Origin of the sequence: Streptomyces sp. NPDC048565, from assembly GCF_040650935.1 — a bacterium.
Taxonomy (GTDB): Bacteria; Actinomycetota; Actinomycetes; order Streptomycetales; family Streptomycetaceae; genus Streptomyces.
Genome location: NZ_JBEZIH010000019.1, coordinates 129,937 through 155,605 on the forward strand (window position 1 = coordinate 129,937; position 25,669 = coordinate 155,605).

The window sequence follows — 25,669 nt, forward strand, 5'->3', positions numbered from 1 at the left end:
ACGGTTCAGGGATTGGCGTGAACCTGCCACATGGTGCGAACGGCAGTGTTACCGTCGATCGGCACGACCAGACTCAGCCCCCAACGGGGGTCACCGTGGCGGGGGACGGAGTCGGCGTGGTAGGTGCCCTCCGCGAGAGAGGGCTCGGCGCTGCCCCACATGGTGCGGAACTTCGCGGCCAGGTCGGGAGTCCGGTAGGTGTCAGCTGTCTGGGACATCGGCTCGGGCATCGGTCACTCATCAGTGATGTTCGGCGGGATCGGGCAGCGTTGACGAAGGTCGGACCGGCCGTCGGTAGATGCGGTCCAGAGCACCGAGAGTCCTGGCCATGTGGTCGCGCAGTTCTGCCGGGGCCAGGACCTCGGCATCGGCGCCGAGTTTGAGGAGTTCGGGAAGGGCCTGTTCGGCGGACTCTATCGGGATGGTCACCTGGACCCAGCCATCGGCATCCGGGGATGTGACGGTGCGCTGTGCGGCGTCGGCCACGGCGGACTCCCAGAGATGAGGCAGCTGATGGAAGGCGCTTGGAGACAGGCGTACGGTGGCCTCGCCCTGGCGGCGGCGCGCGTCGAAGAGCTGCAGATAGTTCTCCCAATGGGCGGCCAGGCCGAAGCCCTCGGGCCGTTCGAACTCTTCATCGAGGAGATGAAGGTCCACTATCCGTGAGATGCGGTAGGTACGAACCCCTTCGTTCCCGCCGGCCACGAGGTACCAGTGACCTGCCTTGAGCACCAGCCCATAGGGCTCTACGACCCGGGTGATCTCGTGAGGTTCGGCCCAGCGCAGGTAGCGCATCCGCATGGCTCGGTTGTCCCATACGGCTCCGGCGACAGCGCTCAGGTACGGCGCGCGGTCGCCCTCCCGGTACCACGCGGGCGCGTCGAGGTGGAAGCGCTCGGCGATCCGGCCGGCACGGTCGCGTAACTCGGAAGGCAGCGAGGTCATGAGCTTCAGCTGCGCGGTAGCTACGACTGAGCCCATGCCCAGGTCGGCCGCGGCCGTCGGCAGCCCGGTCAGGAACAGCGAATCGGCCTCATCCACGGTCAGTCCGGTCAGCCGCGTACGGAAACCGCCGAGCAGCCGATAACCGCCTTCGTGACCGGGCTCGCCGTACAGCGGCACCCCTGCCGCGCTGAGGGACTCCACGTCCCGGTAGACGGTGCGTACGGACACCTCCAGGCTGTCGGCCAGCTCCTGGGCTGTCATCCGTTCCCGGTTCTGCAGGAGCAGCAGAATGGATACCAGTCGGCTGGCGCGCATGCGAAGAAGTCTGTCGCACTCCACTGACACAAGGTGTCAGTGGAGTGGAAATAGCGTCCCGCTCGTGGACATCGACATTGATATCGACCGGTTTGTCGAGAAGTACGTCGCGGTGTGGAACGAGCCCGACTCGGCTGCGCGCCGGAAGGTCATCGGCGAGCTGTGGGACGCGGACAGTACCGAGACCGTCCAATCCGCCCGATACCACGGTCACGACGCCCTCGAAGCCCGGATCGCGGAGGCACACAAGAATCTGGTGCGGGACGCGGGATACGTATTCCGGTCCGCCGGCGACGCGACCGGCCACCACGACACGATCACCTTCACCACCCACATGGCCCCGGCAGCTGGAGGGGGCATCGCCTGGACCGGTCGAATCGTTCTGACCCTTGGCGAGAACGGGCGCATCCGGAACGAGTACCAGTTCACCGTGGACACAGTGGCCGAGACCAAGCCGAGCTCATAACCCACGGCGGAGGAGTTCCTCCGCCGACTGGGCGAGGGCGACCCGGACCGGATCTCCGAACTGTTCGCGGAACACGTCGACTGGCGGCTGAACTGGCCGGCCGGCGGCCACCCGGCGGTGCCGTGGATTCGCCCCCGCTCGACCCGAGCCGATGTCGCGGACCACTTCCGGGAGATAGCCGCCTTCCACGTCCCCGAGGAATCAGCCGGGACGGTATCCCGCGTCCTGACCGACGGTACGGACGCGATCGTGCTGGGAGACATCTGGCAGACTGTGAAAGCCACAGGCCGTCCGTACACAGCCCTTTGCGCGCTCCACCTCACCATCGAAGATGGCCTGATCACCCGATACGCCGTCTACGAAGACAGCCTCACGGTCGCTGACGCCCTCACCGGTGCACCACTGAACAACCAACTGCCGGGAAGGACCTGAAGAACATCCGATATCGACCGTCCAATATCGGATCGCCGTCGTACTCGGGCTGGAACTGTGCCCGGCCGGCGTGGAAGGGGTACGGTCGGAGACGAAGCGCCTCGTCGACCGCGGCCGGGCAGCCGCGCCGGCCAGGGCGGTTCACCCTCGTCGGCGAGCCATTCCGCGGCTCGTGAGCATCGAGACAAGGGGTTCTTGCATGGATGGCGAGCCTCCACTGTGCGTTGTGATCACCGGGCCTTCCGCCGCCGGAAAGTCGACGTTGGCGGCCGCCGTCCAGGACCACGCCCGTGAGCCCCTGCTGCGCTTCGGAGTGGACGAGCTTTACCGAATGGTGCCCGGGCAGTGGGCCGGTGGCGTTGCACATGCCCGATTCGCAGAACGTGGTTTCACCTACCAGGATGTCCCGGCCATGCCTGGGGCGCGCCGGATCAACAACGGTGTCGACGCCATCGCCATGCTCCACGCGATGAACGCGGGGATCGCGGGCATTCTCTGCGCCGGCGTCGGTGTGATCGTCGATGGTCAGGCCTTCGAGCCCGTCGTCAACACGGACCTCGAAGGCCGACTCCTCGACTTGCGTGTACGGGGGTTGGCCCGGGTCGCCTTCATCGAGCTCTCGGTCACCGACGAGCCGCTGGCTGACCGGCAGCGCCGCCACGCTCATCCGGTCGGCCTTTCACTGCATCAGAACAATCTGCCCAAGCAGGCCACCAAACCCGACCTCGTCGTCGAGACGAGCGGTATGTCGGCCGCCAAGGTGGCCGCGTTCGTATGCCGTTGGCTCGACCAGGAGTATCTGGAGGCGTGACCGCGGGCCCGCGCGTACGTTCTCAACGCCCCTGCGGCCTGTGCCCCCGCACCACGGGCGAGAGACCCACCTGTCAACGTCCGTCAGTTCTATAACTAGGGCGCCCCAGGGCGGGCCGCACCGGGGCGTTACTGCTCCGGGGCGGACCCCTGGTGGCGTGTGGCGTGGAGGCTGCCGAGCAGGGTGAGTGCCTGGGCGCCGGGGCTCCCCGGTTCGGCGTGGTAGATCACCAGTTGCTGGCCCGGCGCTCCGCGGACGTCGAAGGTCTGGTAGGTGAGGTCGAGGGGACCGACATCGGGGTGAACAAGTTCCTTGCGGGCATGGGACTTTCCGTGCACGGTGTGCGAGGACCACAGTGCGGCGAACTCCTCGCTCTCCTCGGTCAGGGAGTCGACAAGCTCGTGCAGGCGCCGATAGTCCGGGTCCAGACCCGTGGCGTGGCGCAGCCCGGCGACGACCGCCTCGGCGGCCCGTCCCCACTGGGTGAAGAAGCTTCGTGCGGCCGGATCGAGGAACGTCATACGGGCCATGTTGTCCATGTTCTCGAACGGTGAGAACAGTGCGTCGGCCAGCGCATTCGACGCCAGGAAGTCGTTGGCCGGGTTCAGTACGAACGCAGCGGCGGTCGGGTGTATGTCCAGGAGCTGCCGCAGCGCAGGACTCACCGCATCTCTCGGCTGCGGCCGCTCACCTTCCGGTGCGGTGCCGGCCAGCCGGAACATGTGCTCCCGCGCTGCGTCATCCATCCGCAGGGCGCTGCTGATCGCATCGAGGATCTGAGGCGAGGGGCTGCGCTCGCGGCCCTGCTCCAGACGGGCGTAGTAGTCGCTGTTCATCCCGGCCAGGACGGCGACCTCCTCCCGCCGCAGCCCCGCCACCCGGCGTGCGCCGTAGGAGACGAGCCCGACATCGTCGGGGCGCAGGCGGGCGCGGTGGGCGCGCAGGAAATCTCCGAGGTCGTTGCTGGTCACTTCTTCAGGCTAAGCCGCACTCCACCCGCGTGCCTGGGTGCGCCGTACCCAGGCACGGCTCGTCCTGGCTCCCTCCTCCACGGGCGTCCACGCTGGTGATCAGCACAGCGAGACGAGAAGGAGCACCTGGTGAGGAACAACCAGTCGAGGCCGCCGCAGGAATCTGCGGAGCGCGGGACCGGAGACGCGGATGTCGACGTGGACGTGGTCGGGATGTGGGTGACCGCGGACGGACACATCCGGCAGGAACTGCTGCGCGACGGGCGTTACGACGAGGCGCGTGGCAACCGCCGCAGCGCCTACACCGGCCGCTACACCGTGACGGGCAGCCACCTCGAGTACGTCGACGACACCGGCTTCACCGCCACCGGCGACATCCGCGACGGCGTGCTCCTCCACGAGCACCTCGTCCTGTACAAGGAGAGCCAGGCATGACACCCACCGCCAAGATCCTTCTCGTCACCGGCGTCAGCAGCGGCCTGGGCCGTGCCTTCGCCGCCGCCGCACTGGACGCCGGGCACACGGTCGTCGGCACCGTCCGCAAGGAAGCCGACGCGGAAGCGTTCACCGCTCTCCACCCGGAGCGCGCTCACGCCCGCCTCCTCGACGTCACCGATGACGTTGCTGTCCTCGCCGTTACCCGTGAGGTGGAGAAGACCGTCGGCCCCGTCGACGTACTGATCGCGAACGCCGGGTACGGCCTGGAAGGCACCTTCGAAGAGACGCCCCTGCCTGAGCTGCGCGCCCAGTTCGACGTCAACGTCTTCGGCGCCGCGGCCACCGTCCAAGCCGTCCTGCCCTACATGCGCGAACGGCGCCGCGGGCACATCCTGGCCGTCACCTCCATGGGTGGCCTGGCCTCCTTCCCCGGCGTCTCCGCTTACTGCGGCAGCAAGTACGCGCTGGAAGGCATTCTCGAAGCCGTCGGCAAGGAAGTCTCCGGCTTCGGCATCCATGTCACCGCCATCGAGCCCGGCTCCTTCCGCACCGACTGGGCGGGCCGCTCCATGGTCCGCGCACCGCGGACCATCCCCGACTACGACGAGCTGTTCGAACCCATCCGCGCCGCCCGGCAGACCGCCAGCGGCCAACAGCTCGGCAATCCCGCCAAGGCGGCTGCCGCCCTCCTGCGTATCCTCGACGAACCGAACCCGCCGGCCCACCTCGTCCTGGGGGCGGACGCTCTGCGCCTGGTACGAGCCGGACGTGACGCGATCGACCGCGAACTCGATACCTGGGAAGACCTCACCCTCTCCACCGACTACACCCCCGCCGACGACGCGCCGTAGGTCAGTACGGTGCGACACCGAGCGCGGCATTGACGAGCAGGACCAAGCGCAAGGCGATGCGGATGCGGCGGGCCTGACACAGGCGGCGCGAGCCGTGACGTCGGGAGGTTTCGTGGTGAGGGTGGGACGACAGGGTCAGCAATCACCGACCCTGGACGCTCCACGGACGGCATTGGTCGGGCCAAGAGGAGTATCCGATCCCGCTTCCACGCAGATCTTCTCATCAGGCCAGAGGATTTTGTCGATGTTGATCTTTTCGCTGGTCGTGATGCAGTTTCGCCAGAATCGGTACTGCGTGTCCAACACCTGGTGAGTGTGATTGCCGCAGGGATCAGCCGCCTTCGTGGCAGGCGTCGTTTCGGCAGCGTTCGCCGAAGTGATCATGGTCAGAGCCAGGGTGAACGCTACGGCGCTGAAGCCGAGGATGCGTCGGATGCGCGGTGTCTTCATTTCGCTGTCCTTCCAGACCGTGCCGGCACATGAGCCGCCACGGGTGCGTGTGGCTTCCATAGCGCTACACGGCCCAGTCTTCCCACCGGTGGCGTACTCCCTACGATCTAGGGCTGGAAGGGAGGACATAAGTATGAATCCAGCCATATGTCACGCTGCTGGGTGATGTGGTGCTGCGCTGCGGACAACAGCAGTGGCGCAAGAGCAGCAATCGCCCTCTCGCATGGCGGGGCGGAAGACAGTGCGCCGGCCGGCCGAGTGGACCTGACAGGAATCAGTGGCCGCGCAGCAGCTCGGCGTTCGCTGCCGCGGGGGCGGCCCGGTTCGCAGTCGTACGCGGCAGGGTCACGACGTCCTCGGCCGCCTCGACAGGGTGGTCGAAGGTGGTGGTGCGGGCAGGCTCAGCTGAAGGCGCGGCGGTAGGCGTGGGGGCTGACGCCGGTGGTCTTCTTGAACCGCTCACGGAAAGCGGTCGGCGAGCCGAATCCGACCTGGGTGCCGATGCGTTCGACGGAATGGTGCGTGGTCTCCAGGAGATGCTGGGCCTGGCGGATGCGTGCGCGGTGGAGCCACTGGAGCGGGGTGGTGCCGGTCTGTTCGCGGAAGCGCCGTATCAGGGTCCGGGTGCTCGTTCCGCCCTGAGCGGCGATATCGGCGAGCGCGAGATCGGAGCCCAGGTTGTCCTGCAACCAGGCCAGCAGCGGCTCGAGTACCGATCCCTGAGGGGCGGGCGCGTGATGGTGGACGATGAACTGTGCTTGTCCGCCCTCGCGTTCCAGGGGCATGACGGACAGCCGGGCGGCATCGGCTGCGACGGCTGAGCCGTAGTCACGGCGGATCATGTGCAGGCACAGGTCCAGGCCTGCGGCGGCGCCGGCGGAGGTGAGGATCTGGCCGTTGTCGACGTACAGGACGTCCGGGTCCACCTCGATGTCCGGGTGGGCGGCGGCGAGGAGGTCGGCCGCGACCCAGTGGGTCGCGGCGCGCAGGCCGACCAGGAGCCCGCCGGCGGCCAGAGTGAAGGTGCCCGAGCAGATGGAGGCGATGCGTGTGCCGTTCGCGGCGGCGGTGCGCAGAGCGTCGCTGACGGCGGGATCGAGCGGAGCGGCGGGGTCGGCGGTACCGGGAACGATGATCGTGTCCGCGCCCTTGAGCCCGTCAAGTCCCCAGGGCGCGCGCATGGTGAAGGTGCCGGCGTCGATCTCCGGCCGTTGGGCGCAGACGCGGATCTGGTAGCCGGGGCGCCCGTCCGGGAGGCGGGTGCGGGAGAAGACCTCGATCGGGGTGGACAGGTCGAAAGGGATCACCCGGTCCAGGGCGAGCAGGGCAATGGTGTGCATGGCCAGAAGGTACCTGCCCTCAGTGGCCACGGCCCTGGTCACAGGCCGTGAGTTTTGCTGTCTGGGCAGTTCAGGGCCTTGGCGACGAGCTTGGCGATATTCCGTTGGAGGTTGTCACTAATGCCGCTGGGGGGTCGGTCGGTGCGAGGCTAGCGTCGGAGGCGAGCCCGGCATGGGCCGGATGTCCACCGTCCGCGAAGGAACTTCTGCATGCATGCCCAGATCGTCCTGTTCGACGGCTTCGATCCGCTCGACGTCATCGCCCCGTACGAAGTGCTGTACGCCGGCGGCACCGCCTCCGGCGGCGGCGTGACTGTGGAGCTGGTCTCCGCGGAAGGGCCGTGTGACGTGGTCAGCGGCACCGGGGGCCTGGTGCTGCGTGCCACTGCTGCCCTGGACCCCGCACGCGCGGACCTGATCATGGTCCCCGGCGCCTCGGGACGCGTGGGAGAGCCCGGGGAGGTCCCCGACCACGATGCGGGAGCCGGGGAACGGCAGAGGGACGAGTTCATCCCCGTACTGCTGGGACGCGCGCTGGCGACCGAGCTGCCCACCCTGCTGAAGTCGGCGAGGGACAACCCCGAGGTGACGCTCAGCGCGGTGTGCGGCGGCTCTCTCGTCCTGGCCATGGCCGGGCTGCTGGAGGGCCGTTACGCCACCACCCACCACATGGGCCTGGACATGCTCGATGCCACCGGCGTCCACGCGGTGAACGCCCGCGTCGTCGACGACGGAGACCTCATCACCGCGGCCGGCGTCACTTCCGGCCTCGACCTGGGCCTGTACCTGCTGGAGCGCATGGTCGGCCCCCGGATCGCCCACGCTGTCGAAGAGCTGTTCGCCCATGAGCGCCGCGGCACAGTCTGGTGTCACGAGGGCCCCGTGCCCGCCGGCCTCTGACCACGCATTCCGCCCGCACCTCCAACCGCACCCCCTCATTCCGTAAGGAAGAACAGCACCATGGCCGCAGAAGGCGTCTGGGACCTGTCCATCTCCACCCCCATAGGCAGGATCGAAGCCGTGATCGAACTTGCCCGACAGACCGGTGTCCTGACCGGGGCAGCCCGCGGGGCAGGAGAGAACGTCCCACTCAGCGACATCACCCTCGACGGTGACCGGCTCACCTGGAAACAGGTCGTCACCAAGCCCCTGCGCCTGAACCTGGCCTTCGCGGTGACGGTCGACGGCGACACCCTGACCGGCACGTCCAAGGCCGGACGCCTTCCGGCATCGAAGGTCACCGGCCGACGCCGTGCTGTCCCGGCGGTCGGGGAACACGGGGAACACCGGGCATGACGAAACTTCTGCTCTCCCTGCACGTCCTGGCGGCGGTACTGGCCGTAGGACCGGTCACGGTCGCCGCGAGCATGTTTCCCAAGGCGTTGCGTCGCGCTCACAGCGCACAAGATGACAGCGAGGCGCTCGCGGGCCCGCGCACCTTGCACCGCATCTGCCGCGTCTACGCAGGCATCGGCATCGCGGTTCCCGTCTTCGGGTTCGCCACGGCCAGCGGCCTTGGCGTCCTCGGCAGCGGATGGCTGATCACCTCGATCGTCCTGACCACCGCAGCGGCCGCCATCCTGGGCCTGCTGATCCTTCCCGCCCAGGACAACGCCCTCACCGCCGTACAGACCCCCGGCCCCGGCTCCGCCGTCCACTCCGCTGCCCGACTCGCCGTGCTCACCGGCGTCTTCAACCTCCTGTGGGCAACCGTGACCGTTCTGATGATCGTCCGCCCCGGCTCCACCACAGGAGCGTGACCGTGCACCCTCGCCCTCTGCGCATCGCGGCGCACGTCGAGCTGACCTCGTTGGCCGTCATGCTGGCCAACCTCGCCACCGCCCATCTGAAGCCCATCTCCTCCTTGATGGGCCCCACCCATGGCTGCGCCTACCTGTTCGTGGTGATCGCGACCTGGCGCCTGACGTCGGCCACGACCGCCACCAGGGCCGTAGCCGTCATTCCCGGCATCGGCGGCCTCCTCGTACTGCGGCGGCCCAACCTTCCTGGCGCCGACGACCAACACCCCGAGGACCCCAGCCGGCATCAACAGGGCAGAAGGTCTGTTCCTGCGCCGATGAACAGTGTGGCTTTCGCCAGACGGACACGCTGGAAGGGCTCTCACCGGTGAACGGCGATCGGTCCCGGTCCGCGTACCGGTTGACGAGGCCGATTCCCGCCATTTTGGCCATGACATCCATCTCGGACGGCCACACGTAGCGGTGTGGCGTGCCGCCCGAGCTGATCACCTGACCGTCGGCTTCGGTGTCCGCCGAGTCGCTCGGGTGGTAGTGGGCGGCGATACGGTCCCAGAGTTCCTGCCGCTCGTCACAGCGAACAGCCTGCGACGCGGGCAGCGAACGGCAGCGCCGTCGTTTCCGTCAGCATTCCTGGCTGGATTGATCACCAACTGCCGTCGGAAGTCGTGCAGGGCCCCGGGCCACGCTCGTCCCTACTCGGTACCCACTGTGACCAGAAGCTTCGCCGTGGCTTCGGGGGCCTCCATCGGGAAGTTGTGGCCGCCCAGCTCGACGGGCACGATGTCGAAGCGGTCTCCGTAGCGGTCGACCGCTTCCTGCGTCAGCAGGTCACGTATCGCGAACACGGTGATCGGCTGCACTGTCGGGCGCAGCGCCGCGTCCATGTCCCAGTGCACCAGACCCTCGATGGAACGCAGGCCCGCGGGCTGCCGCACGGAGATCATCTTTTCGAAGTACGCATCCTTGAGAGCCGTGTCGGTCCCTGGCGGCGAACCTGCCTCGACGAGGCCCCGCACCCCTGCTGAGAAGTCCTCTCGGAGTACGCGCAGCGCCGCGTCGGTCTGCTCCTCGCTCAGTGCGGGGAAAAGAGACAGATAGTGCAGCGCGTCGAGTGCGACCACATGCGAGACCGTGCCAGGGAGCAGTCGGCCGACTTCGACGGCGACCGCCCCACCGAGGGAGTGCCCGGCTACGACGCACGTGTTGACCGACTCGGCCTCCAGCACCGCCACCACGTCGCGCGCGAACTCTTCCATGGTCCAGGCATCCCGCGCCGACCGCGACTCGCCATGCTCGGCGAGGTCGATCGCCAGGACTCGACAGTTCTCAGGCAGATGGTCGGTCACCGCGTCGAAGTCATTGCGGTTGGATGCCCAGCCGTGGATGAGAGCCAAGGTCGGCCCTCCCGCCGGACCGCTGGCCGTGTACCGGATCGTTGTGTCGTCCGATCGTCGAACCTCAAGGTTGTTCCTGGTCCTGCTTGCGGTCGCCACAGTGTCTCCTTCTTCCGCATTCGGTGATGCGGTCTTGATCGATGGGAGAGAGGGGAGGGGGAGATGGGGGGACCGAAACGGCGATCGCCGGATCCTCTGCCGCCGGCCGGCGACTCACCTACCCGGGGCCATGGCGGCACGGCGCTCCGCCCGTACCTGGTTCAGGCGCAGGGCAAGGGCGGTAACGATGATCACCATGATCGTGAGTGCGAAGATCTCTGCGGCGGTCCTCAGACCCAGGGCGGTGACGGCGATTCCTCCGAGTACCGCGGGCACGCTGTTTCCCAGATAGCCGATGATGTTCGCCGAGGTGAAGACCGCGCTGCGCTCGTGCGGCTCGGCGATCCGGGCGAAGGTGCCGAACGTCGCCAGCACCGACGCGCCGAAGCCGAGACCCGCGACGACGGTGCCGGCAGCGGAGAGCCAGACGAGGTCCTGCGTCACTCCGACAAGCGATGTGAGGATGCCGAGCCCGAGCACCCCGGACGCGGGGGCCAGCAGCGAGGGCGCGGAACGGGAGCGGAGCAGGTAGACCGCGACCGCACCGCTGCCCACCAGGAGCGTCACGACGCCGCCCCCGACCAGATGGCTCTGCACTCCGAACAACTGGGCCGCGACGGACGGGCCGAGCGAGAGGTACAGCCCGGCCAGGGCCCAGCCGGCGATCATCACCGGTACCAGCGGGACGATGTCCGCGCGCAGGTGCGCGGGCACCGCGACCTGTGGGCGCAGGGAGGCGACGGCTCCCGGCCGGCGCGGCGACGTCTCCGGCATGAAGGTGACAAAGGCCCCGGCCAGCGTCATCGCGCCGAACAGCAGGGCGTAGACCAGCCGGGTCGGGGCGGGGCCGAACTCCACCAACACACCGCTGCCGAGGGCGCCGAGGGCGAGTCCGGCCATGGGGGTCACCGAGGTCACGACACCTGCGCGCCCGCGGGCATGTGCCGGTTCGAGATCGGCCAGGGTGGCGCTCAGGGTGGTGACCGCCGCCCCGGTCGCGATGCCTTGCAGAACTCGGGCGGCGGACAGGACGAACACGTCCCCGGCGGCGAAGAACAGGACGAGCGAGACCATCTCAAGTCCGATCGCCGCGGCGAGCACCGGTCGGCGTCCGAGATGGTCGGACAGCGCTCCGACGACGAGCAGCGAGCCCAGCAGCCCGACCACGTAGAGGGCGAAGACGACGGTCAGCGCCAACGCCGTGAAGTGCCATCGCTGCTGATAGATCACGTAGAGCGGGGACGGTGCGCTGGAAGCAGCCAGGAAGAGGACGGCGATGGCGGCCACGCTGGGGAAAGCGCCTCTCCACGGCGCGCGGTGCGGGCCGACGGCGGAGGGAGTGCCGGTAGCGGTAACGGCGGATTCAGCAGGCATGCGGGCCTCGCAGTGATCTATGCGTTAGTGGCTTCAAGCTAACACAAACGCATTGATCACTGCACTTATAATGCAGTGATCAATGCGATACTGGTCCCATGTCCACTTCGGCCTCCCTCCCACCCCGCTCCGGCAGCCGGCCCGGTGGCCGCTCCGCCCGAATCCGTGCGGCCGTCCACCGAGCCGTCGAGGAACTGCTCACCGATCAGGCCGACGAACTGCTGACGATCCCGGTCGTAGCCGCTCGGGCGGGCGTGCACGCCACTACGGTCTACCGCCGTTGGGGCTCCGTGGGTGAACTCCTCACCGACGTCGCGACCAGCCGTTTCTCCGGCAACATCGTGGTGCCGGACACCGGAAGTCTCCGCGGGGACCTGGAACGGTATGTGTCCGACGTCGTCAAGGACCTCAACGATCCGGACACCCTTCCGCTGGTACGGGCCACCATCGGCGCAGCCGGGGAGCAGGGCGCCGACGCATGCACCGGAGAGCGCCGACAACAGCTCCAGGCCATGCTTGAACGGGAACAGGCCCGAGGTGGTCGGACCCCGACCGTCGAACGCGCCGTGGACGCCCTGCTCGGCCCCCTCTACTACCGGGCCGTCTTCACCAGCCAGGCACTGACCCTCGAATGGGCACGCGCCCTCGTGACACACCTGCTGCCGGACTGACAACGACCGCAGCGGCGCTGGGACTGTCCCGAGTCCGGCCGGCCCGGTGTTCGCCGGCGGTCCATGCGTGCGACCCGGACGTGTCGGAGCCGGACGAGGATGACGACGGGCCGGGCAGGCCGGGTCAGGTCCAGGCCCCTAGTTCCTGGCCGCGGGGGTTGTCGAGCTGGGTCCATTCGGTGTCGATGTGCATCGTGGCGTGGCGCTCGGTGTCGTACGGGTCCCAGCCGGGGTCGCCGTTGGTGGCGAAGCGGATCCAGGTCTCGTGCATGCGGGTGGCGAGCTCCGCGGGGGGCTCGCCGGGACCGAGCAGGGCGCTCGCCCCCTGCAGCTGGGAGAGCCGGGCGAGGTCGAAGACGAAGGGGAGTTCCACCGCATGGGTGGCGCCGAGCTCTCCGTCCAGGGCTGTCGAGCGCCAGGCGAACTCGTAGGCGAAGGTGGCAGATTCGGGGTGGGCGGCGTGCGTGTCGGCCAGGGCGCGGCTGCCCGCGCCGAACAGCGCGTCGCCCATGATGGCGGAGCGGATCTCGCCGAAGGACGCGTAGGGGCGCGACTTGCGGTAGGTCTCGACGAGCTGTGCCGGGTCGGGGTGCGAGCGCGCCGCCGTGTCGGCGACGTCGCCGGCGGTCGAGGTGGCGTACTTGTCCACGGGGACCAGGTAGAGGTTTCCCTCCTCGGTGTTGGTTCCGATGAGCAGGTCGATACCGGCGCCGGTGCCTGCGGCCACGGAGTCGGCGGGCTGGGTGTCCAGGACCAGACTGAAGGGGCTGAGGCCGATCAGCGGATCGTGGTGTGTTCCGGTCCGCAGGTCGATACCGGCGAGCCGGGAGGCGGCCTCGACCAGGCGTTCGTCCGGGATGTTCGCGAAGGCGTCGGCATGGGGCTCGATGCCCAGGGCCTCGGCCGCCGCAGCGGTGACGCGGGCGGCCTGTTCGGTCGTGAACGCGCCGAGACCGCTTCCGCTCTGGATGATCGCCCGCCGGAAGAGGCCCGTGGCTTCCGGGGTGGCGAGGACACCGCCGACCACGGTCGCCCCGGCCGACTGCCCGAAGAGGGTGACGTTGTGCGGGTCACCGCCGAACGCGGCGATGTTCTCCTGGACCCAGTGCAGAGCGGCGACCACGTCGAGCAGGCCGCGGTTGGCCGGGGCGCCGGGTAGGTCGAGGAACCCGGCGATGCCGAGGCGGTAGTTGAGGGTGACGAGGACCACGCCGTCACGGGCGAAGGCGGAGCCCTCGTACAGAGGCGAGCGTGTCGATCCGGCGACGAATCCGCCGCCGTGGACGAAGACCATGACGGGCGTGTCGCCGCCGGCGCCCTCGGGCGTCCAGACATTGACCGTGAGGTAGTCCTCCCCACGGCTCCAGCCGGTGCCGAAGTACGGGGACATGTCCACGCTTCCGAGCGCACGCTCGGACTGGGGTGCGGTGGGGCCCGGCACGGTGGCGTCCCGTAGGCCGTGCCAGGGCTCGTGTGGCTGCGGCGGGGCGAACCGGGCGGTGAGGAGGGGTGGGGCGGCGTAGGGGATGTTCAGGAAGGTGGTGGTGCCGTCGCCCTTGCGCAGACCCCGGACGGTGCCCTGCGCGGTGGTCACGACGGGGTCGAGATGGTGGTTCATGGTGCTGCCTTCCGCGGGCCTCGGCCCTGCTCGGTGTTCGACCCTGCTCGGTGTTCGGAGTCTGCCCGGTGTCGGGAGTCCGCTCGGTGTTCAGTCCTGCTCGGTGTACGAGGCGAAGGGGGCCCAGCCCTTGACGGCGAAGCCGCTGCCACCGCGTACCACTTCGGCGGCGCCGTGGCCGCCCAGGTGCGCGGGGATGACAAGGGCGTTGTTGTCCGCCGCCCACCCCAGGACCTTGCGACGGGTGGCGCGGGCGCCCGCAGGGTCCTCGCAGAAGCAGCTGTTGGCGTCCGGTTCGAGGATCTGCACAGGGCTGTGCAGCATGTCGCCGACGAACACCGCGCGGTCCGTCCCCGAAGTGAGAGTCAGCACGGAGGAACCGGGAGTGTGACCCGGAGCCGTGTCCAGACGTAGGCCCGCGTCGATCCGGTGGCTTTTCTCCCACAGCAGCGTCCGGCCGGCCTGGTGCACCGGGGCCACACTGTCCTCGAAGACATTCTGGTTGCCGCGACCGAGCAGCGGCTTGTGTCCGTTCGCGGGATTCCAGAAATCGAAGTCGTCCTTCGGCATCAGATACGTGGCGTTGGGAAAGGTCGGAACCCACCTCCGCCCTTCCAGACGGGTGTTCCAGCCGACGTGATCGACGTGGAGATGCGTGTTGATCACGATGTCCACGTCATCCGGCTGGACTCCGGCGCGCGCGAGATTGGCCAGGAAGTCAGTTTTCAGGTGGCTCCAGACCGGCGAGTACGGACGCTCCTTGTGATTGCCGACGCCGGTGTCGACGAGAATGGTCCTGCCCTCGCTGCGCAGCAGCCACGTCTGGATCGCGGATTTCACGGTATTGGACCCGGAGTCCAGGAAATGCGGAGCAAGCCAGTCAGCGCCTTCTTCCCACACTCCCTTCGGGCTGTCAGGGAAGAAGGTGTCGGGCGTCATTTCGACGGAACCGTAGTATTCGCGGATTCGGGTGATGGTGATGTTGCCGAGCTCGATCTGTTCCATCGTCATCTTTTCCATCTCGATCTGTTCCATGGGGCTTGCTCAAGAATTCGGAGGCCTCTCCGGAAAGATACGAGCGGCCCCGTGCGCGCGGTATCCGTCATGTGACTGCACCGGTCCGCGAGCGGACCGGATGCCGGACCTGGCCGCTTGTAGCCTGGGGGGTCGGCGAGACGCAGAGCTCCCGCTCGACGGCCACAATTCTCTGGAGACTCCGTGGACGAGCACACAGGCGGCGGAATCGGCGCGGTCACGGGAGTGGAGCCGGCGCCGGGGCCGGGGCCGGACGGCGAAAGGCCGATCGTCGGCCGGGCCACCGAGCTGGCACACCTGCTTCGGACCCTGGACGCGGCATCACCCGACCGGGCCCTGCTGCTGCTCGGCGACGTGGGCACAGGGAAGAGCACGCTGCTGGACGGGGTGGTGCGGCGGGCCGAGGCGAGCGGCGCCCGCGTACTGCGAGCAGGAGGCAGTGAGTCGGAGTCGCGCCTGGCGTTCTCCGCCCTGCACCAGTTGCTGCGGCCGGTACGGGCCGAGACGGACGGGCTGCCGGAGAGGCAACGCGCCGCTCTGCACAGCGCCTTCGGCACGGGGCCCGCCGCAGCGGAGGAAGCGGACCTGATGCTGATCGGCGTCGCTGTGCTGGGCCTGCTCTCGGCCGTGGCGGACCGACGGGCTGTGGTCGTGGTGTTGGACGATGCGCAGTGGTTCGACCGTTCCTCCCTGGACGCGTTGTCCTTCGTGGCCCGACGGCTGGCCGACGAACCGGTCACGATGCTGATCGCGGCCCGCGCCGGCGATCACCTGCCGGGGTTCGACCACCAGGTGCCGACGCTCACTCTGGGACCGCTCGACGAGGCCGCGGCCTCCCGGCTGCTGGACCTCCAGCCGCGGCGCCCGACCGCACGGATGAGGACTCGAATCCTCGACGAGGCCGACGGCAACCCGTTGGCGCTGACCGAACTGACCAGGGCGGTCACCGCACACGAAGCGCCCGCGGGATCGCCGTCCGCGGGATCGCCTTCCGCGGGTCCGCTGCCCCTTACGGATCGCTTGGAGCGGATCTTCGAGGCCCGCCTGAACCGACTGCCGGCCTCGACCACGCGACCCCTGCTGCTCCTGGCCGCCATGGACACCGTCGATTCCACGATCGCCGTGCCGGGCGTGCTGCCCAGCCCCCAGGACGGCGTATGGGCGCCCGCGGTAGAGGCCGGGCTGGTCCGAAGTGCCGGCCAGGGACTCCGCTTCAGCCACCCGCTGGCCCGGTCCGCCGTCTATCACGCCGCACCCGTCGACGCCCGTCGGGAGGCCCACCTCGCCCTCGCCGAGCTCCTGCGCGACGAGCCGGACCGGCGCGCCTGGCACCGCGCCGCCGCAGCCGTACGTCCGGAGGCGGACGTAGCGGCGGAACTCGAGCGGACCGCCGGCCGGGCCCGCCGCCGCGGTGGCCACGCGGCAGCGGCCGAGGCCCTGCAACGCGCCGCGGAGCTCGTACCCCTGCGCGAGGACAGTGCCCGGCTGCTGGTCGAAGCCGCCGCGCAGGCTGTACTCACCGGTGATCTCTCCTGGGCCGAGGAACTGGCCGTCGCAGTACGCGCGCGTACCGAGGACACCTCGTTCCTCACCGAGGTCGCCGCACAGGTCGGACGGCTGGCAGCACTGACCGTGCGCCACTCCGTGGTTTTCTCCCGACTGGCTGACGCCGCCGAGGAGTTGGCGTCCGCGCAGCCTGCCACCGCGCTGGACTTCCTGGCCGGCGCCGCCGTCGTCCGCTTCTACTCCGGAGACGATGTCCAGCGCCGCCGCGTCGAGGCGGTCCTGGAGCACCTCCCGGACGATGCGTCACAGCCATGGCCGCGCGCCTGGGTACGGGCCGTGTCCGACCCCTTCGGCCACAGAGCCGAACTGCTCCCGCTGCTCCCGCGGGCCGCCACCGAGGCACGACGCCATCCCGGCCGGCTCGTGGCGTACGCGATCACGGCCTGGCTGCTGGACGAGACCCCGGACGCCGTCCGCGCCTTCGACGAAGCCTTCGACCGCTGGGGGATGAGGGGGCCGCTGCCGGACGGGCTCAGCGGCGCGGCCGCCTGGAGCTATGTGGAACAAGGCCGGTGGGGGCGGGCGAGGGAAGCCTGCGTCCGCAGCGGCGCGCTCGGTTCCAGGGCCGGTCTCGACCACGTGGTGGCATGTGCGGCCGCCGTGGACGCCACCGTGCTCGCCTATCAGGGGGACGTTTCCTCGGCCCGCGCCCGCGCCGAGGAGGCGCTCTCGTTGATCGACCCGTTGGAGAGCCGTTCGGTAACGGTCTACGCCCGCCGTGCATTGGGCGCCGCGGCCCTCGCGGAAGGCGCATACGAGGTGGCGTACCGCCAACTCCGCGCAGTCTTCACACCGGATGGCGCGCCCGTGCACTACCACGTTTCGTACCCGGCCCTCGCGGATCTGGCGGCCGCAGCCGTGCGCGGCGGCCACCATGAGGAGGCCGCCACGATCGTGGAGCGCTCCGCACGCTCCCTCGGCGGCAACGCCTCGCCCCGGCTGCGCGCACTGATCGAGCGGGCCCGTGGTCTGCTGGCCGAACCCGAGGACGCTGAGCCGCACTTCCGCGCGGCCCTGGCCGATCCGGCGCTGGAGCACTGGCCCTTCGAACGCGCCCAGGCCCGGTTGGACCTCGCGGAGTGGCTGCGTCGCCGTCGGCGTGTCGCCGAGGCCAGAGCACCGCTCACCGAGGCGTTGGAGGCCTTTCGACGTCTGGGCGCCCGCCCGTGGATCGAGCGGGCCAGGACCGAAGCGCGCGCCGCCGGCCTCGACATCACGTACTCCACCCCGGACGCGCTCGCCGAACTCTCCCCGCAACAGCAGCAGATCATCCGGTTCGCCGCCCGCGGACTGACCAACCGCGAGATCGGCGAGAAGCTCTTCCTCTCCCCGCGCACGGTCGGCTCGCACCTCTACCGCAGCTTCCCCAAGCTGGGCATCACCGCCCGCGCCCAGCTACGCGACCTCGTCGAGGACGGTTGTGAGCGCGAGGCCCTGTCGTGAAGGGCGGCTGATGGCGCGTATCCCGGCCACATCCCATGAGGGAGGGCGTCCTGACGGTCAGTTGATGATGGGCGAGGCGATGACGACCGCGATGTCGGCGGGATCGGTGCCGGTGCGATAGATGTGGGGGGCGTCCCCGGCGAAGGCCAGCAGATCACCCGCGCTCAGATTCCGGGGGGTGTCGGCGGGGCCGGCGGTGACATGGCCTGAGGCGACGAGAAGGTGCTCAACGGTGCCTGTCGCGTGCGGGACGCCGTTCAGTTCGGTGTTCGGGGGCATGCGCAGTCGCCAGATCTCCAGACTGTTGCCGCTGCTGATCCTGCGCAGCAGTTCCCGTCCGACCTCTCCCTCCACCGCGGTGGTACCGGGTACGAGTACCGGGCCGGGGCCGGTGTCCCGGGTCAGCAGGTCGGTCAGCGGGATCCGCAGCGCGACCGCGAGCGCGTCGAGCGTCTCGATCGTGGGGTTGCCCTTTCCGGCCTCCAGCTGCGACAGCGTCGCCTTGCTCAGACCCGCGCGCCTGGCCAGCTCCGAACCGCTCATGCCCCTCTGCTCACGGCGTCGCCTGATCTGCGCCCCCACGGCGGCCGCGGTGCTGCTGGCGGGCCGCCGGTCGCCCGGTGCTCCTGCCATCACAGGGGCCTGTGCGAGGCGGTGTACGAGACGCGGATACGGCCCTTCTTGACCTTCAGCGTCGGCAGCGTCACCTCCGCGAGGTCCGCGAGGCTGCGCACATGGGTCCCACCGCAGGGCGCGGTGTGCAGGGTGCCCAGGTGCACGGTGCGCTGCCCCTGCTCGTCCTGCTCCGCGGTGACAGGAAGGTCTTCGGCAATGGCCGCGGCGACCGTCTCGCGCAGGGCGGCGGTCAGCTCCTCCCGGCCCTGCGGGTCGGCCTGCCGGGCATCCGCCTGGTCCGCGGTGAACTCGATCCGCGCCTGACCGGGGAAGTGGTTGCTCGCCACGCAGGTCCACCCCTGGGCCCGGCCCGCTGCCTCGATCAGGTGCCCGGCCGTGTGCAGTGCCGCATGGGTCGTACGCGCCGTCAGGTCGATCCGGGCCTTCACCGGCTGCCCCTCGGTGAAGACCGGCAGCGAGGTTCCCTCCGGTGCCCGAGCCACGATCAGTCCGGACTCGTGATCCCGTACCGGAACGACCTCGCTCCCGTCCAGCCAGCCCCGGTCCGCGGGCTGGCCACCACCCTGAGGGTGGAACAGGCAGTCCTCGACCGCTACCCACGGCGCGCCGTCCCTGCTCCCCACGGCGAGCACCTGCGTGTCGACGTGTTCCTGGTAGGTGTCCCCGAGATACGTGCTGACCTGCATACCAGACTCCATTTCACAAGACGATTTGTTCAGTATAACGAACGAGCCAGCCTGCCTATCGGTAGGAGTCTGTGATCGAGTGGTCGGCAGAGCGAAGTCGGCCGCCCGTTCCAGGACCCCTGGGCGGGCGTCGGCTGCTGTCGGGACGGGCGTGCCCGCGGACCGGGTGTCCTGGCCGACCACGACCAGGGCCGGCGCGGCCGTGGGCCGTGTGCAGCCGGCTGATCGCGGTGATCGCCGCCGCCGCCGCCTCCGTCGTCCGTGCCGTGGTCAGGTGGTCGGCCACGTCCTCCAGCCACAGGACGCCCCGTCCTCGGAGGTGTCGGCGGCGCGGTGGGCCGGTCTGGTGATCCGCGTCGTGAACCGCTCCACGATGCCGGTGCGGTGGACGGCCGTCTCCCGGAGGGCTTCGGGGGTGCCCCGCCGGAAGTCGTCGGCACCGGTTGGCGGCCCGTACGCCTTGTGGGCGACGGTGCGGCCCCTGGCCCTCTCGCCGCCCAGGCCGACCCGGGCTATGGCGGCGCTCGACAGCCGCGGGGTGAGGTCCGCGACGATGTACGCCCGCCGGGCGTCGATGCCGTGCCGGGCATGGCGGACCAGGAGGTCATGCCCCACGTTTCTCCGTCACCGGCAGGCACTCGGCGAGCAGGTCGACGACGTCGCGCCAGGCTCGCTGCGCGTGCTGTGGGTGGTAGCCGGCGCCGGGGACCGTGGGGTGGTCGACCGTCGGGTGGTGGAAGGCGTGCAACGCGCCACCGTAGACCGTGAGGCGCCAGTCGACGCCCGCGGCCTGCATCTCAGCGGTGAACGCGTTCCGTTGCGCGGGTGGCATGATCGGGTCTTCCGACCCGACCCCGGCCCACACCGGGCAGCGAATGCGCGCCGACTCGCCCGGTCGGCCCGTGGTAGTCGCGTTGACAGTCCCGATCGCGCGCAGGCTCACGCCGCCGCGCCCGAGTTCCAGCCCGATGGCGCCCCCGGTGCCGTAGCCGACGGCGGCGATCCGGTCGGGGTCGGTCCGCGGTTCGGTGCGCAACACGTCGAGCGCCGCATGGCCGATGCCCCGCATCCGGTCGGGATCAGCGAGCAGCGGCAGGCAACGGGCCAGCATCTCCTCGGGGTCGCCCAGATAGCGACCGCCGTGAAGGTCGAAGGCCAGCGCTACATATCCCAGTTCGGCGAGGGCGTCCGCCCGGCGGCGTTCGACGTCGCTGAGCCCCATGCCCTCTGGTCCGAGCAACACCGCGGGCCGGCGGTCGACACCGGCCGGTAGCGCGAGGTGCCCGATCATCGTCAGACCGTCGGCCGGATACTCGACCCTACGCGTCGTCATGCTCATCATGAGACCGGACTGTAGTGATCGTCGAGCCCGGTCCGGCGGGTGTTCTGCCAGCGGCAGAGCAGCGCGGGTGTCCCTCCGGAATGCGACGAGGGCCATGTTCTCCCGGATGCCGACGTGGTAGCTGGTCACGTCCACCAGGTCACTGAGATCGAGATTCTCCAGCTGGGGAGCACGGTCGCTCCGGGCTTCGCCACGGCCGGTTCGGGCGTCCGGCCGGCCGTTGCGGCGCAGGCCGGGGCGCCATCGTTTCGTTCGCGTGAGATGAAGTCGTCGGTCGGGTCGGCGGTCGCCGGCGAACCCGACCGGGCTTGGGAGCCGGCCGCATGGGTGACGGAACGATTCCGGCTCGGCCGGTCATGGATCGCCTGTGCCGAGCCCTTCGAATCCGCCTGTCGGCAGACGATGCAGTGACAGGCGCCGCCGAGTGGAGAGTGGAGCCGTCGCGCACGTTGAGCATCGCGCGCCGACGTCAACTTTCCGGCTTCGGGTCAGGCCGGCGGGTCGGGGGTGTATCTGGCGAGCATGGTCTCGACGGCCTGTTCGACGGCGTCGTGGATGTCGGAGGCTGCGGGGTTCCAGTCGGTCAGCAGCATGCGGGGCCACAGGACGTAGTTGGCGATCATGCCGAGGAACTGGTTCGCGGCGCTGGCGGCGTCCGGGACATCAGCGTTGCCCGCCTCGTGCTCGGATTCCAAGTAATGCTGAACGGAGGTGAAGTAGGGCAGTTTGCCGAGCTGGAACTGCATCCGTCCCAGCTCGGGGAAACGAGGCAGTTCGGCGATGACGATCCGGAACAGGGCTGTCATGCCGGGCCGGCCGACCAGGTCGGCGTAGCGGTGGCCGACGGTAGTCAGTCCGGAGCGCAGATCTCCGGTCTGTGGCCGCGCGACAGCGTCGCCGGAGTCACGCTGCCAGGACTCGCTGACGATGGCCTCGAAGAGGGCCGCCTTGGTGGGGAACCGCTTGAACAGGGTGGACTTCGAGACTCCGGCCGCTTCGGCGATCCGGGCCAGTGAGGTGCCGTCGTAGCCACGATTCAGGAACAGCTCTGTGGCTGCGGTGGTGATCGCCTCGCGTTTCTGCTGAGCGAGCCTGCGGTGATGCGCGGAGAGTTCTGCTGCCATGCGGACAGTATGCCGCAGACCCGAGGCGAGTCACTTGACTCACCATGCTGCCCCTGCCTACGGTGCATGGGTAGGCGAGTCGGGTGACTCGCATCCTGTCTGTGGCGTCCGGGGTGAATTCCGGTAGCCCGCGCGGTGGAGGAACAGTTCATGACGATTGACAAGATCGCTTTGGTGACCGGTGCGAATCGCGGCCTCGGACGCAGTGCGGCCATCGCTCTCGCCAGACGTGGGGTGCGGGTCCTGGTAACCCACCGCGGTGATGCGGCCGGGGCCGAGGAGACGGTGGAACAGGTGCAGGCGGTGGGTGGGGCTGCCGCTGTTCTCCGGCTCGACATCAGCGACGTCTCCTCTTTCGCGTCCTTCACCTCCGGACTGAGCGAGCAGCTGGAGCGCTGGGGTACTTCGCGGCTCGACATCGTGGTCAACAACGCGGGGGTGGGGATCTTCGGACCGCTGGAGGACGTCACGATCGACGACTTCGACACGGTGATGGGCACCAACGTCCGGGGCACGTTCTTCCTCATCCAGTCACTTGTGCCGCTGCTGCCCCAGGGCGGCCGCGTCATCAACGTCTCGACGTCACTGACCCGCCACACCAGCCCCGCCACCTCGGTCTACTCCGCCTCGAAGGCCGGCGTCGAAGCCCTGAGCCGCACCCTCGCCGCGGAACTCGGCCCGCGCGGAATCCGGGTCAACTCCATCGCCCCGGGGCCGACCGCCACCGATTTCAACGGTGGAGCGATGCGGGACGACGCCGAGATGCGCCAGGTCCTGGCCGGACAGACCGCGCTCGGCCGCGTCGGCGAACCTGAGGAGATCGGCGACGCCATCGCCGCATTGGCCTCCGACGGCCTGCGCTGGGCCACCGCCCAGCGCATCGAGGTCTCCGGCGGCGCCCTCCTCTGAGCGACCGGGCGGGGGCCCTGAACACGGCCGGATTTTACCGAGGCCCGCGCCAATTCACGGTTGCCGCATCGCGGTGGCCAGTGCCGCGCGGATGGCGTCCTCGCCGGCCGGCCGGCCCTTCTCGTTCGAGGTCGGGCCGTACGGGGCCCCCACACCGGCGTGTCCGTCGCCTGCTGCCAGCTGTCGGCCAGCGGTCCTGCGTCCACCACGCTGTACCCGATGGATTCGATGAACTCGGTCACCGCTGCCTTCGCCGTCGCGGAGTCACCGGCGATCGGCAGGTAGGAACGGTCGGCCGCCCCCGCCGGGCGGGCGAGTGACAGCAGGTGCTTGAAGAAGATGTTGTTGAACGCCTTCACGAGCAGGGCGTCCGGGATGTAACGCAGCAGCAGCCCGCTGGAGGTGAGCGACTTACTGTCAAGCTCGGGGATGTGCCCGTCACGCTCGGGGCCGTAGTTGCACGTGTCGATGACCGTCTTCCCGGCCAGTGGCGCGGCGGGCAAGTTGGGGAATGCCTTGACCGGCACCGTGACCACGACGATGTCACCGGCCGCCGCAGCCTCCCCGCTCGTCGCCGCGGACGCCCGCGGCCCCAGTTCTGCGGCAGTATCCGCGAGCGTTTCGGGACCGCGCGAGTTACTGAGCACGACCCGGTGCCCGGCCTCGATGGCGAGCCGGGCGACGGTACTGCCGATGTTTCCGCTTCCGATGAATCCCACAGTCGTCGTCATGTTCTCAGGCCCCTCCGGTAGATCCGTGTCCCTGTCATATGCCGGACTCCTCGAGTCCCTTGCTGTGCGCGAAGTCGGCAATCCGCACGACCGAAGAGCGCACTCCCCGCTCGGGGAGGCCGAGGCCGACTGACCCAAGCAAGTGGTCCGCCTCGGCCGCGTCCGCCCTCAGGTACCACCGTGAGCTCTTGTGCGAGCACCACGTCGTCAGCCGTGCTTGACCAGGTCGTTGACGGCCTGGGTGTCCTTGTAGAAGGCGTTCGCGCCGTGGATCTTTCCCTCACGCACCGTGTAGTGCTCCACAACCTCCATCGGCAGTCGACGCCCGCTCTTCCGGGAGACGAATACGAGGTCGAGCCGCATCTCCACCACCGCGCCGGCTTCTACGATGGCGTAGTCCCGCACCGTCATTTCTGCCGAAGCGTTGATCGCTTCTTCCAGTCGTGCGAACCCGTCGGGTCCTCGCCACTGCCCTGCCCAGGGCAGGGTCCCGGCCTCCTGCCAGACCGCCTCCTCGTCGACCATCCCCAGGGCCCCACCCAGGTCACCGGCTTGCATGCGGGACACGAACTTCTCCAGCGTCGCCACATCGTTGTTGCCGGCCGAGGTGCCGGCGGGGAAGTAATGACCGTTGTCCAGATCGGCGAGCAGGCTGGGTCGAGCGGGTTCCCAGCCGAGGGTCCGGCGGGTGAGGAGGTTGGACGCCGGGTAGGTCTGCGTGACTACGTTCGCGAGGAACCCGAAGTATCCCGGCGCCATCAGCACGTCCGCGGGAACGCTCACCGCGGGCAGGCCAAGACGGCTGCCAATGGCTTCGGCGATCTCGCGGAACGGGATGCCCCCGTCCTCAACCGCGTGCCAGCACGCGCCGGCCGGCCCCTTCTCCAGCGCCAAGCGGAACAACGAGGCGGCATCGCGGACGTGCACGGCGTTCCACAGGTTCGCACCGTCTCCGGGGTAGCCGGCGAAGCCCTTCTCCTTCGCGAGCGCGATCAGCATGGGGAGGAAGCCGGCATCGGTCGTGCTGTGCATGATGTTGGCAATCCGCACGACCGAAGACCGCACTCCTCGTTCGGCGAGGTCGATCACGGCGGTTTCCACGACATTGCGAACCCGCAGGGTGCCCGTGTGCTCGACGCCGCCGGGAAGGGCAGGGTCCTCCTCGGAGGCCGGCCGGCCCAGGTTCCCGGGTGACCCTATGCTCCCCGCCGCGACCAGTGGCTTTCCGGTTCCCGCGAGTGCCTCGCCGTACGCGAGCATGATCGGGAGCTCCGCAGTGGCCACCGCGTCGAGCCCGCCGGACGGTAGCAGGTCCTGCCTGTGCGCGACGTGGATGACGCCGTCGGAATCCGCAGCGGCCTCCTTCAGCCCGTCGAGGTCCTGAAGGTCGCCGCGACGCACCTTCGCGCCGAGCGCGGACACCGCCGCCGCAGCCGAGTCCGACCGGGCCAGGCCGGTGACCTCGTGCCCGGCGGCGACGAGCTCGGGGATGATGTACGAACCGGAATGGCCGGTCCCGCCAGTGACGAAAACGCGCACTGCTGCTCCATGTGAGGGTAGGGGGAGGGGCTGCTCCTCTCGCGCCCCGGAACGACCGAGGTGGCGTGAGAAGTGGTGGCGCGGGTGCGCTCAGCCGGGAAGGTCGACGCCGAGGGAGAAGTTGAAATTCCCCACGCCGTGGCGGGCCAGGCTGATCATCAGCAGGCCCGTCCCTTCCAGCCAGCGCGCCACCTCCAGGCCGCCGGCGTCCAGCGGGCGCAGCCCGAGGCTCTCGATGAACGCCGACACGCTCGCTTTGGCCCGCGCGTCGTCGCCGGCGAAGAGCACGTCCAGCGGGCCGCCTTGGGCCAGGATGTGGCCGAAGACGGTATTGAACGCCTTCACGACGTGCGCGCTCGCCGGGACGGCCTTGGCGATCTCCTGCGCGCCGGAAGTGCCGTCAGGGGTGACCAGCCCGGTGGCGTCGGCGTTGGAGGTGTTGGAGACGTCGATGACGACCTTGCCGGCCAGAGCGTCCCCGTACTGGGCGATGACCGGCACGGCGCCGGCGTACGGCACGGCGAGGACGACGAGGTCGCCGACCGGGGTGGCGCCGAATGTCCCGGCCGTGGCGCCGCCGCCGAGCGCGGCGGCCAGGTCCTTGGCCTTGGCCGCGTCGCGGCCGATGACCTCGACGGCGTTGCCGCCCTCGATCGCTCGTGCGCCGATGGCGCGGGCGACGCCGCCCAGGCCGATGATGCTGATGTTGCTCATGGTGTGCTG

27 protein-coding genes and 3 pseudogenes are annotated in these 25,669 nt (G+C 69.3%); 12 read left to right on the forward strand and 18 right to left on the reverse strand.

Translation table 11 applies throughout. The features are described from left to right. Positions 1–5: 5 nt before the first annotated feature. Positions 6–218 (reverse strand): hypothetical protein, encoded by a 213-nt coding sequence (locus tag AB0C75_RS23055; protein WP_362893569.1) that lies wholly within the window; start codon positions 216–218, stop codon positions 6–8. Positions 219–240: 22 nt separating this feature from the next. Then, positions 241–1,260 carry a YafY family protein gene (locus AB0C75_RS23060; protein ID WP_362893570.1) on the reverse strand — a complete coding sequence of 340 codons (1,020 nt, stop codon included), beginning with the start codon at positions 1,258–1,260 and terminating at the stop codon, positions 241–243. 64 nt (positions 1,261–1,324) lie between these two features. Between AB0C75_RS23060 and AB0C75_RS23065 the strand changes: the two genes are divergently transcribed. The 3 genes and pseudogenes from AB0C75_RS23065 (at position 1,325) to AB0C75_RS23075 (ending at position 2,969) form a co-directional block, all read left to right on the forward strand. Continuing rightward, on the forward strand, positions 1,325–1,726 hold the full coding sequence (locus AB0C75_RS23065) for a nuclear transport factor 2 family protein (protein ID WP_362893571.1): 402 nt from the start codon (positions 1,325–1,327) through the stop codon (positions 1,724–1,726). A 21-nt stretch (positions 1,727–1,747) separates the two neighbouring features. Then, positions 1,748–2,158 (forward strand): annotated as a pseudogene (locus AB0C75_RS23070) (nuclear transport factor 2 family protein); the annotation flags it as partial. A 199-nt stretch (positions 2,159–2,357) separates the two neighbouring features. Beyond that, complete coding sequence (locus AB0C75_RS23075) at positions 2,358–2,969, forward strand: chloramphenicol phosphotransferase (protein WP_362893572.1); 612 nt, start codon at positions 2,358–2,360, stop codon at positions 2,967–2,969. 128 nt (positions 2,970–3,097) lie between these two features. Here AB0C75_RS23075 and AB0C75_RS23080 read toward each other — a convergent pair whose 3' ends face one another. Then, positions 3,098–3,940 carry a helix-turn-helix transcriptional regulator gene (locus AB0C75_RS23080; protein WP_362893573.1) on the reverse strand — a complete coding sequence of 281 codons (843 nt, stop codon included), beginning with the start codon at positions 3,938–3,940 and terminating at the stop codon, positions 3,098–3,100. 213 nt (positions 3,941–4,153) lie between these two features. On the opposite strand from AB0C75_RS23080, the gene AB0C75_RS23085 reads away from it, so the two are divergent. Beyond that, positions 4,154–4,375 (forward strand): Atu4866 domain-containing protein, encoded by a 222-nt coding sequence (locus tag AB0C75_RS23085; protein ID WP_362893599.1) that lies wholly within the window; start codon positions 4,154–4,156, stop codon positions 4,373–4,375. After that, complete coding sequence (locus tag AB0C75_RS23090) at positions 4,372–5,229, forward strand: oxidoreductase (RefSeq protein WP_362893574.1); 858 nt, start codon at positions 4,372–4,374, stop codon at positions 5,227–5,229. Before AB0C75_RS23085 ends, AB0C75_RS23090 begins: the two co-directional genes overlap by 4 nt. A gap of 135 nt (positions 5,230–5,364) precedes the next feature. On the opposite strand, the gene AB0C75_RS23095 is transcribed toward AB0C75_RS23090, so the two are convergent. Both AB0C75_RS23095 and AB0C75_RS23100 read right to left on the reverse strand, forming a co-directional pair. Next, the gene (locus AB0C75_RS23095) at positions 5,365–5,679 is read right to left on the reverse strand and encodes a hypothetical protein (RefSeq protein WP_362893575.1); all 315 of its coding nucleotides are present in this window, start codon (positions 5,677–5,679) and stop codon (positions 5,365–5,367) included. Between the two features lie 401 nt (positions 5,680–6,080). Further along, positions 6,081–7,019: a helix-turn-helix domain-containing protein gene (locus AB0C75_RS23100; protein WP_362893576.1), complete on the reverse strand. Its 939-nt coding sequence runs from the start codon at positions 7,017–7,019 to the stop codon at positions 6,081–6,083. 210 nt (positions 7,020–7,229) lie between these two features. On the opposite strand from AB0C75_RS23100, the gene AB0C75_RS23105 reads away from it, so the two are divergent. The 4 genes from AB0C75_RS23105 to AB0C75_RS23120 are packed head-to-tail and all read left to right on the forward strand — an operon-like array spanning position 7,230 to position 9,150. Then, the gene (locus tag AB0C75_RS23105) at positions 7,230–7,919 is read left to right on the forward strand and encodes a DJ-1/PfpI family protein (protein ID WP_362893577.1); all 690 of its coding nucleotides are present in this window, start codon (positions 7,230–7,232) and stop codon (positions 7,917–7,919) included. 60 nt (positions 7,920–7,979) lie between these two features. Further along, complete coding sequence (locus AB0C75_RS23110) at positions 7,980–8,315, forward strand: hypothetical protein (RefSeq protein ID WP_362893578.1); 336 nt, start codon at positions 7,980–7,982, stop codon at positions 8,313–8,315. Next, entirely contained in the window at positions 8,312–8,779 is a 468-nt protein-coding gene (locus tag AB0C75_RS23115) for a DUF2269 family protein (protein WP_362893579.1), read from the forward strand. The genes AB0C75_RS23110 and AB0C75_RS23115 overlap by 4 nt, the downstream gene beginning before the upstream one ends. Positions 8,780–8,781: 2 nt before the next feature. Next, positions 8,782–9,150 carry a hypothetical protein gene (locus tag AB0C75_RS23120; RefSeq protein WP_362893580.1) on the forward strand — a complete coding sequence of 123 codons (369 nt, stop codon included), beginning with the start codon at positions 8,782–8,784 and terminating at the stop codon, positions 9,148–9,150. Between the two features lie 321 nt (positions 9,151–9,471). Here AB0C75_RS23120 and AB0C75_RS23125 read toward each other — a convergent pair whose 3' ends face one another. Together AB0C75_RS23125 and AB0C75_RS23130 are read right to left on the reverse strand one after the other, a co-directional pair. Next, the gene (locus AB0C75_RS23125; protein ID WP_362893581.1) at positions 9,472–10,173 is read right to left on the reverse strand and encodes an alpha/beta hydrolase; all 702 of its coding nucleotides are present in this window, start codon (positions 10,171–10,173) and stop codon (positions 9,472–9,474) included. A gap of 213 nt (positions 10,174–10,386) precedes the next feature. Next, the gene (locus AB0C75_RS23130) at positions 10,387–11,559 is read right to left on the reverse strand and encodes an MFS transporter (protein ID WP_362893582.1); all 1,173 of its coding nucleotides are present in this window, start codon (positions 11,557–11,559) and stop codon (positions 10,387–10,389) included. Positions 11,560–11,744: 185 nt separating this feature from the next. On the opposite strand from AB0C75_RS23130, the gene AB0C75_RS23135 reads away from it, so the two are divergent. Beyond that, the gene (locus AB0C75_RS23135) at positions 11,745–12,317 is read left to right on the forward strand and encodes a TetR-like C-terminal domain-containing protein (protein WP_362893583.1); all 573 of its coding nucleotides are present in this window, start codon (positions 11,745–11,747) and stop codon (positions 12,315–12,317) included. Between the two features lie 124 nt (positions 12,318–12,441). Here the strand turns inward: AB0C75_RS23135 and AB0C75_RS23140 are convergent, their stop codons facing one another. Continuing rightward, positions 12,442–13,935, reverse strand: coding sequence for a carboxylesterase family protein (locus AB0C75_RS23140; RefSeq protein ID WP_362893584.1), 1,494 nt, complete (start codon positions 13,933–13,935; stop codon positions 12,442–12,444). A 90-nt stretch (positions 13,936–14,025) separates the two neighbouring features. Next, positions 14,026–14,940, reverse strand: a complete 915-nt coding sequence (locus AB0C75_RS23145) for an MBL fold metallo-hydrolase (protein ID WP_362893600.1) — start codon at positions 14,938–14,940, stop codon at positions 14,026–14,028. A gap of 213 nt (positions 14,941–15,153) precedes the next feature. Here AB0C75_RS23145 and AB0C75_RS23150 point away from each other — a divergent pair, with 213 nt between their 5' ends. Beyond that, positions 15,154–17,979: an AAA family ATPase gene (locus AB0C75_RS23150; protein ID WP_362893585.1), complete on the forward strand. Its 2,826-nt coding sequence runs from the start codon at positions 15,154–15,156 to the stop codon at positions 17,977–17,979. Positions 17,980–18,036: 57 nt separating this feature from the next. On the opposite strand, the gene AB0C75_RS23155 is transcribed toward AB0C75_RS23150, so the two are convergent. The 5 genes from AB0C75_RS23155 to AB0C75_RS23175 all read right to left on the reverse strand — a co-directional run bounded on the left by AB0C75_RS23155 (position 18,037) and on the right by AB0C75_RS23175 (position 21,767). Next, positions 18,037–18,612, reverse strand: a complete 576-nt coding sequence (locus AB0C75_RS23155; protein WP_362893586.1) for an XRE family transcriptional regulator — start codon at positions 18,610–18,612, stop codon at positions 18,037–18,039. Next, positions 18,612–19,301: a metal-dependent hydrolase gene (locus AB0C75_RS23160; RefSeq protein WP_362893587.1), complete on the reverse strand. Its 690-nt coding sequence runs from the start codon at positions 19,299–19,301 to the stop codon at positions 18,612–18,614. The genes AB0C75_RS23155 and AB0C75_RS23160 overlap by 1 nt, the downstream gene beginning before the upstream one ends. A gap of 270 nt (positions 19,302–19,571) precedes the next feature. Beyond that, positions 19,572–19,916, reverse strand: coding sequence for a hypothetical protein (locus AB0C75_RS23165; protein ID WP_362893588.1), 345 nt, complete (start codon positions 19,914–19,916; stop codon positions 19,572–19,574). Then, positions 19,906–20,643, reverse strand: a complete 738-nt coding sequence (locus AB0C75_RS23170; protein ID WP_362893601.1) for a dienelactone hydrolase family protein — start codon at positions 20,641–20,643, stop codon at positions 19,906–19,908. Before AB0C75_RS23170 ends, AB0C75_RS23165 begins: the two co-directional genes overlap by 11 nt. A gap of 488 nt (positions 20,644–21,131) precedes the next feature. Next, positions 21,132–21,767 carry a TetR/AcrR family transcriptional regulator gene (locus tag AB0C75_RS23175; protein ID WP_362893589.1) on the reverse strand — a complete coding sequence of 212 codons (636 nt, stop codon included), beginning with the start codon at positions 21,765–21,767 and terminating at the stop codon, positions 21,132–21,134. Positions 21,768–21,917: 150 nt separating this feature from the next. Here AB0C75_RS23175 and AB0C75_RS23180 point away from each other — a divergent pair, with 150 nt between their 5' ends. Then, positions 21,918–22,676 (forward strand): SDR family oxidoreductase, encoded by a 759-nt coding sequence (locus tag AB0C75_RS23180; RefSeq protein WP_362893590.1) that lies wholly within the window; start codon positions 21,918–21,920, stop codon positions 22,674–22,676. Positions 22,677–22,730: 54 nt separating this feature from the next. Here AB0C75_RS23180 and AB0C75_RS23185 read toward each other — a convergent pair. From AB0C75_RS23185 to AB0C75_RS23200, 4 genes and pseudogenes are all read right to left on the reverse strand, one after another. Next, a pseudogene (locus tag AB0C75_RS23185) lies at positions 22,731–23,395 on the reverse strand (NAD(P)-binding domain-containing protein). Between the two features lie 219 nt (positions 23,396–23,614). Next, positions 23,615–23,995, reverse strand: a complete 381-nt coding sequence (locus AB0C75_RS23190; RefSeq protein ID WP_362893602.1) for a nuclear transport factor 2 family protein — start codon at positions 23,993–23,995, stop codon at positions 23,615–23,617. Positions 23,996–24,022: 27 nt separating this feature from the next. After that, positions 24,023–24,946 (reverse strand): annotated as a pseudogene (locus tag AB0C75_RS23195) (SDR family oxidoreductase); the annotation flags it as partial. A 90-nt stretch (positions 24,947–25,036) separates the two neighbouring features. Beyond that, complete coding sequence (locus AB0C75_RS23200; protein ID WP_362893591.1) at positions 25,037–25,660, reverse strand: NAD(P)-binding domain-containing protein; 624 nt, start codon at positions 25,658–25,660, stop codon at positions 25,037–25,039. Positions 25,661–25,669: the final 9 nt, after the last annotated feature.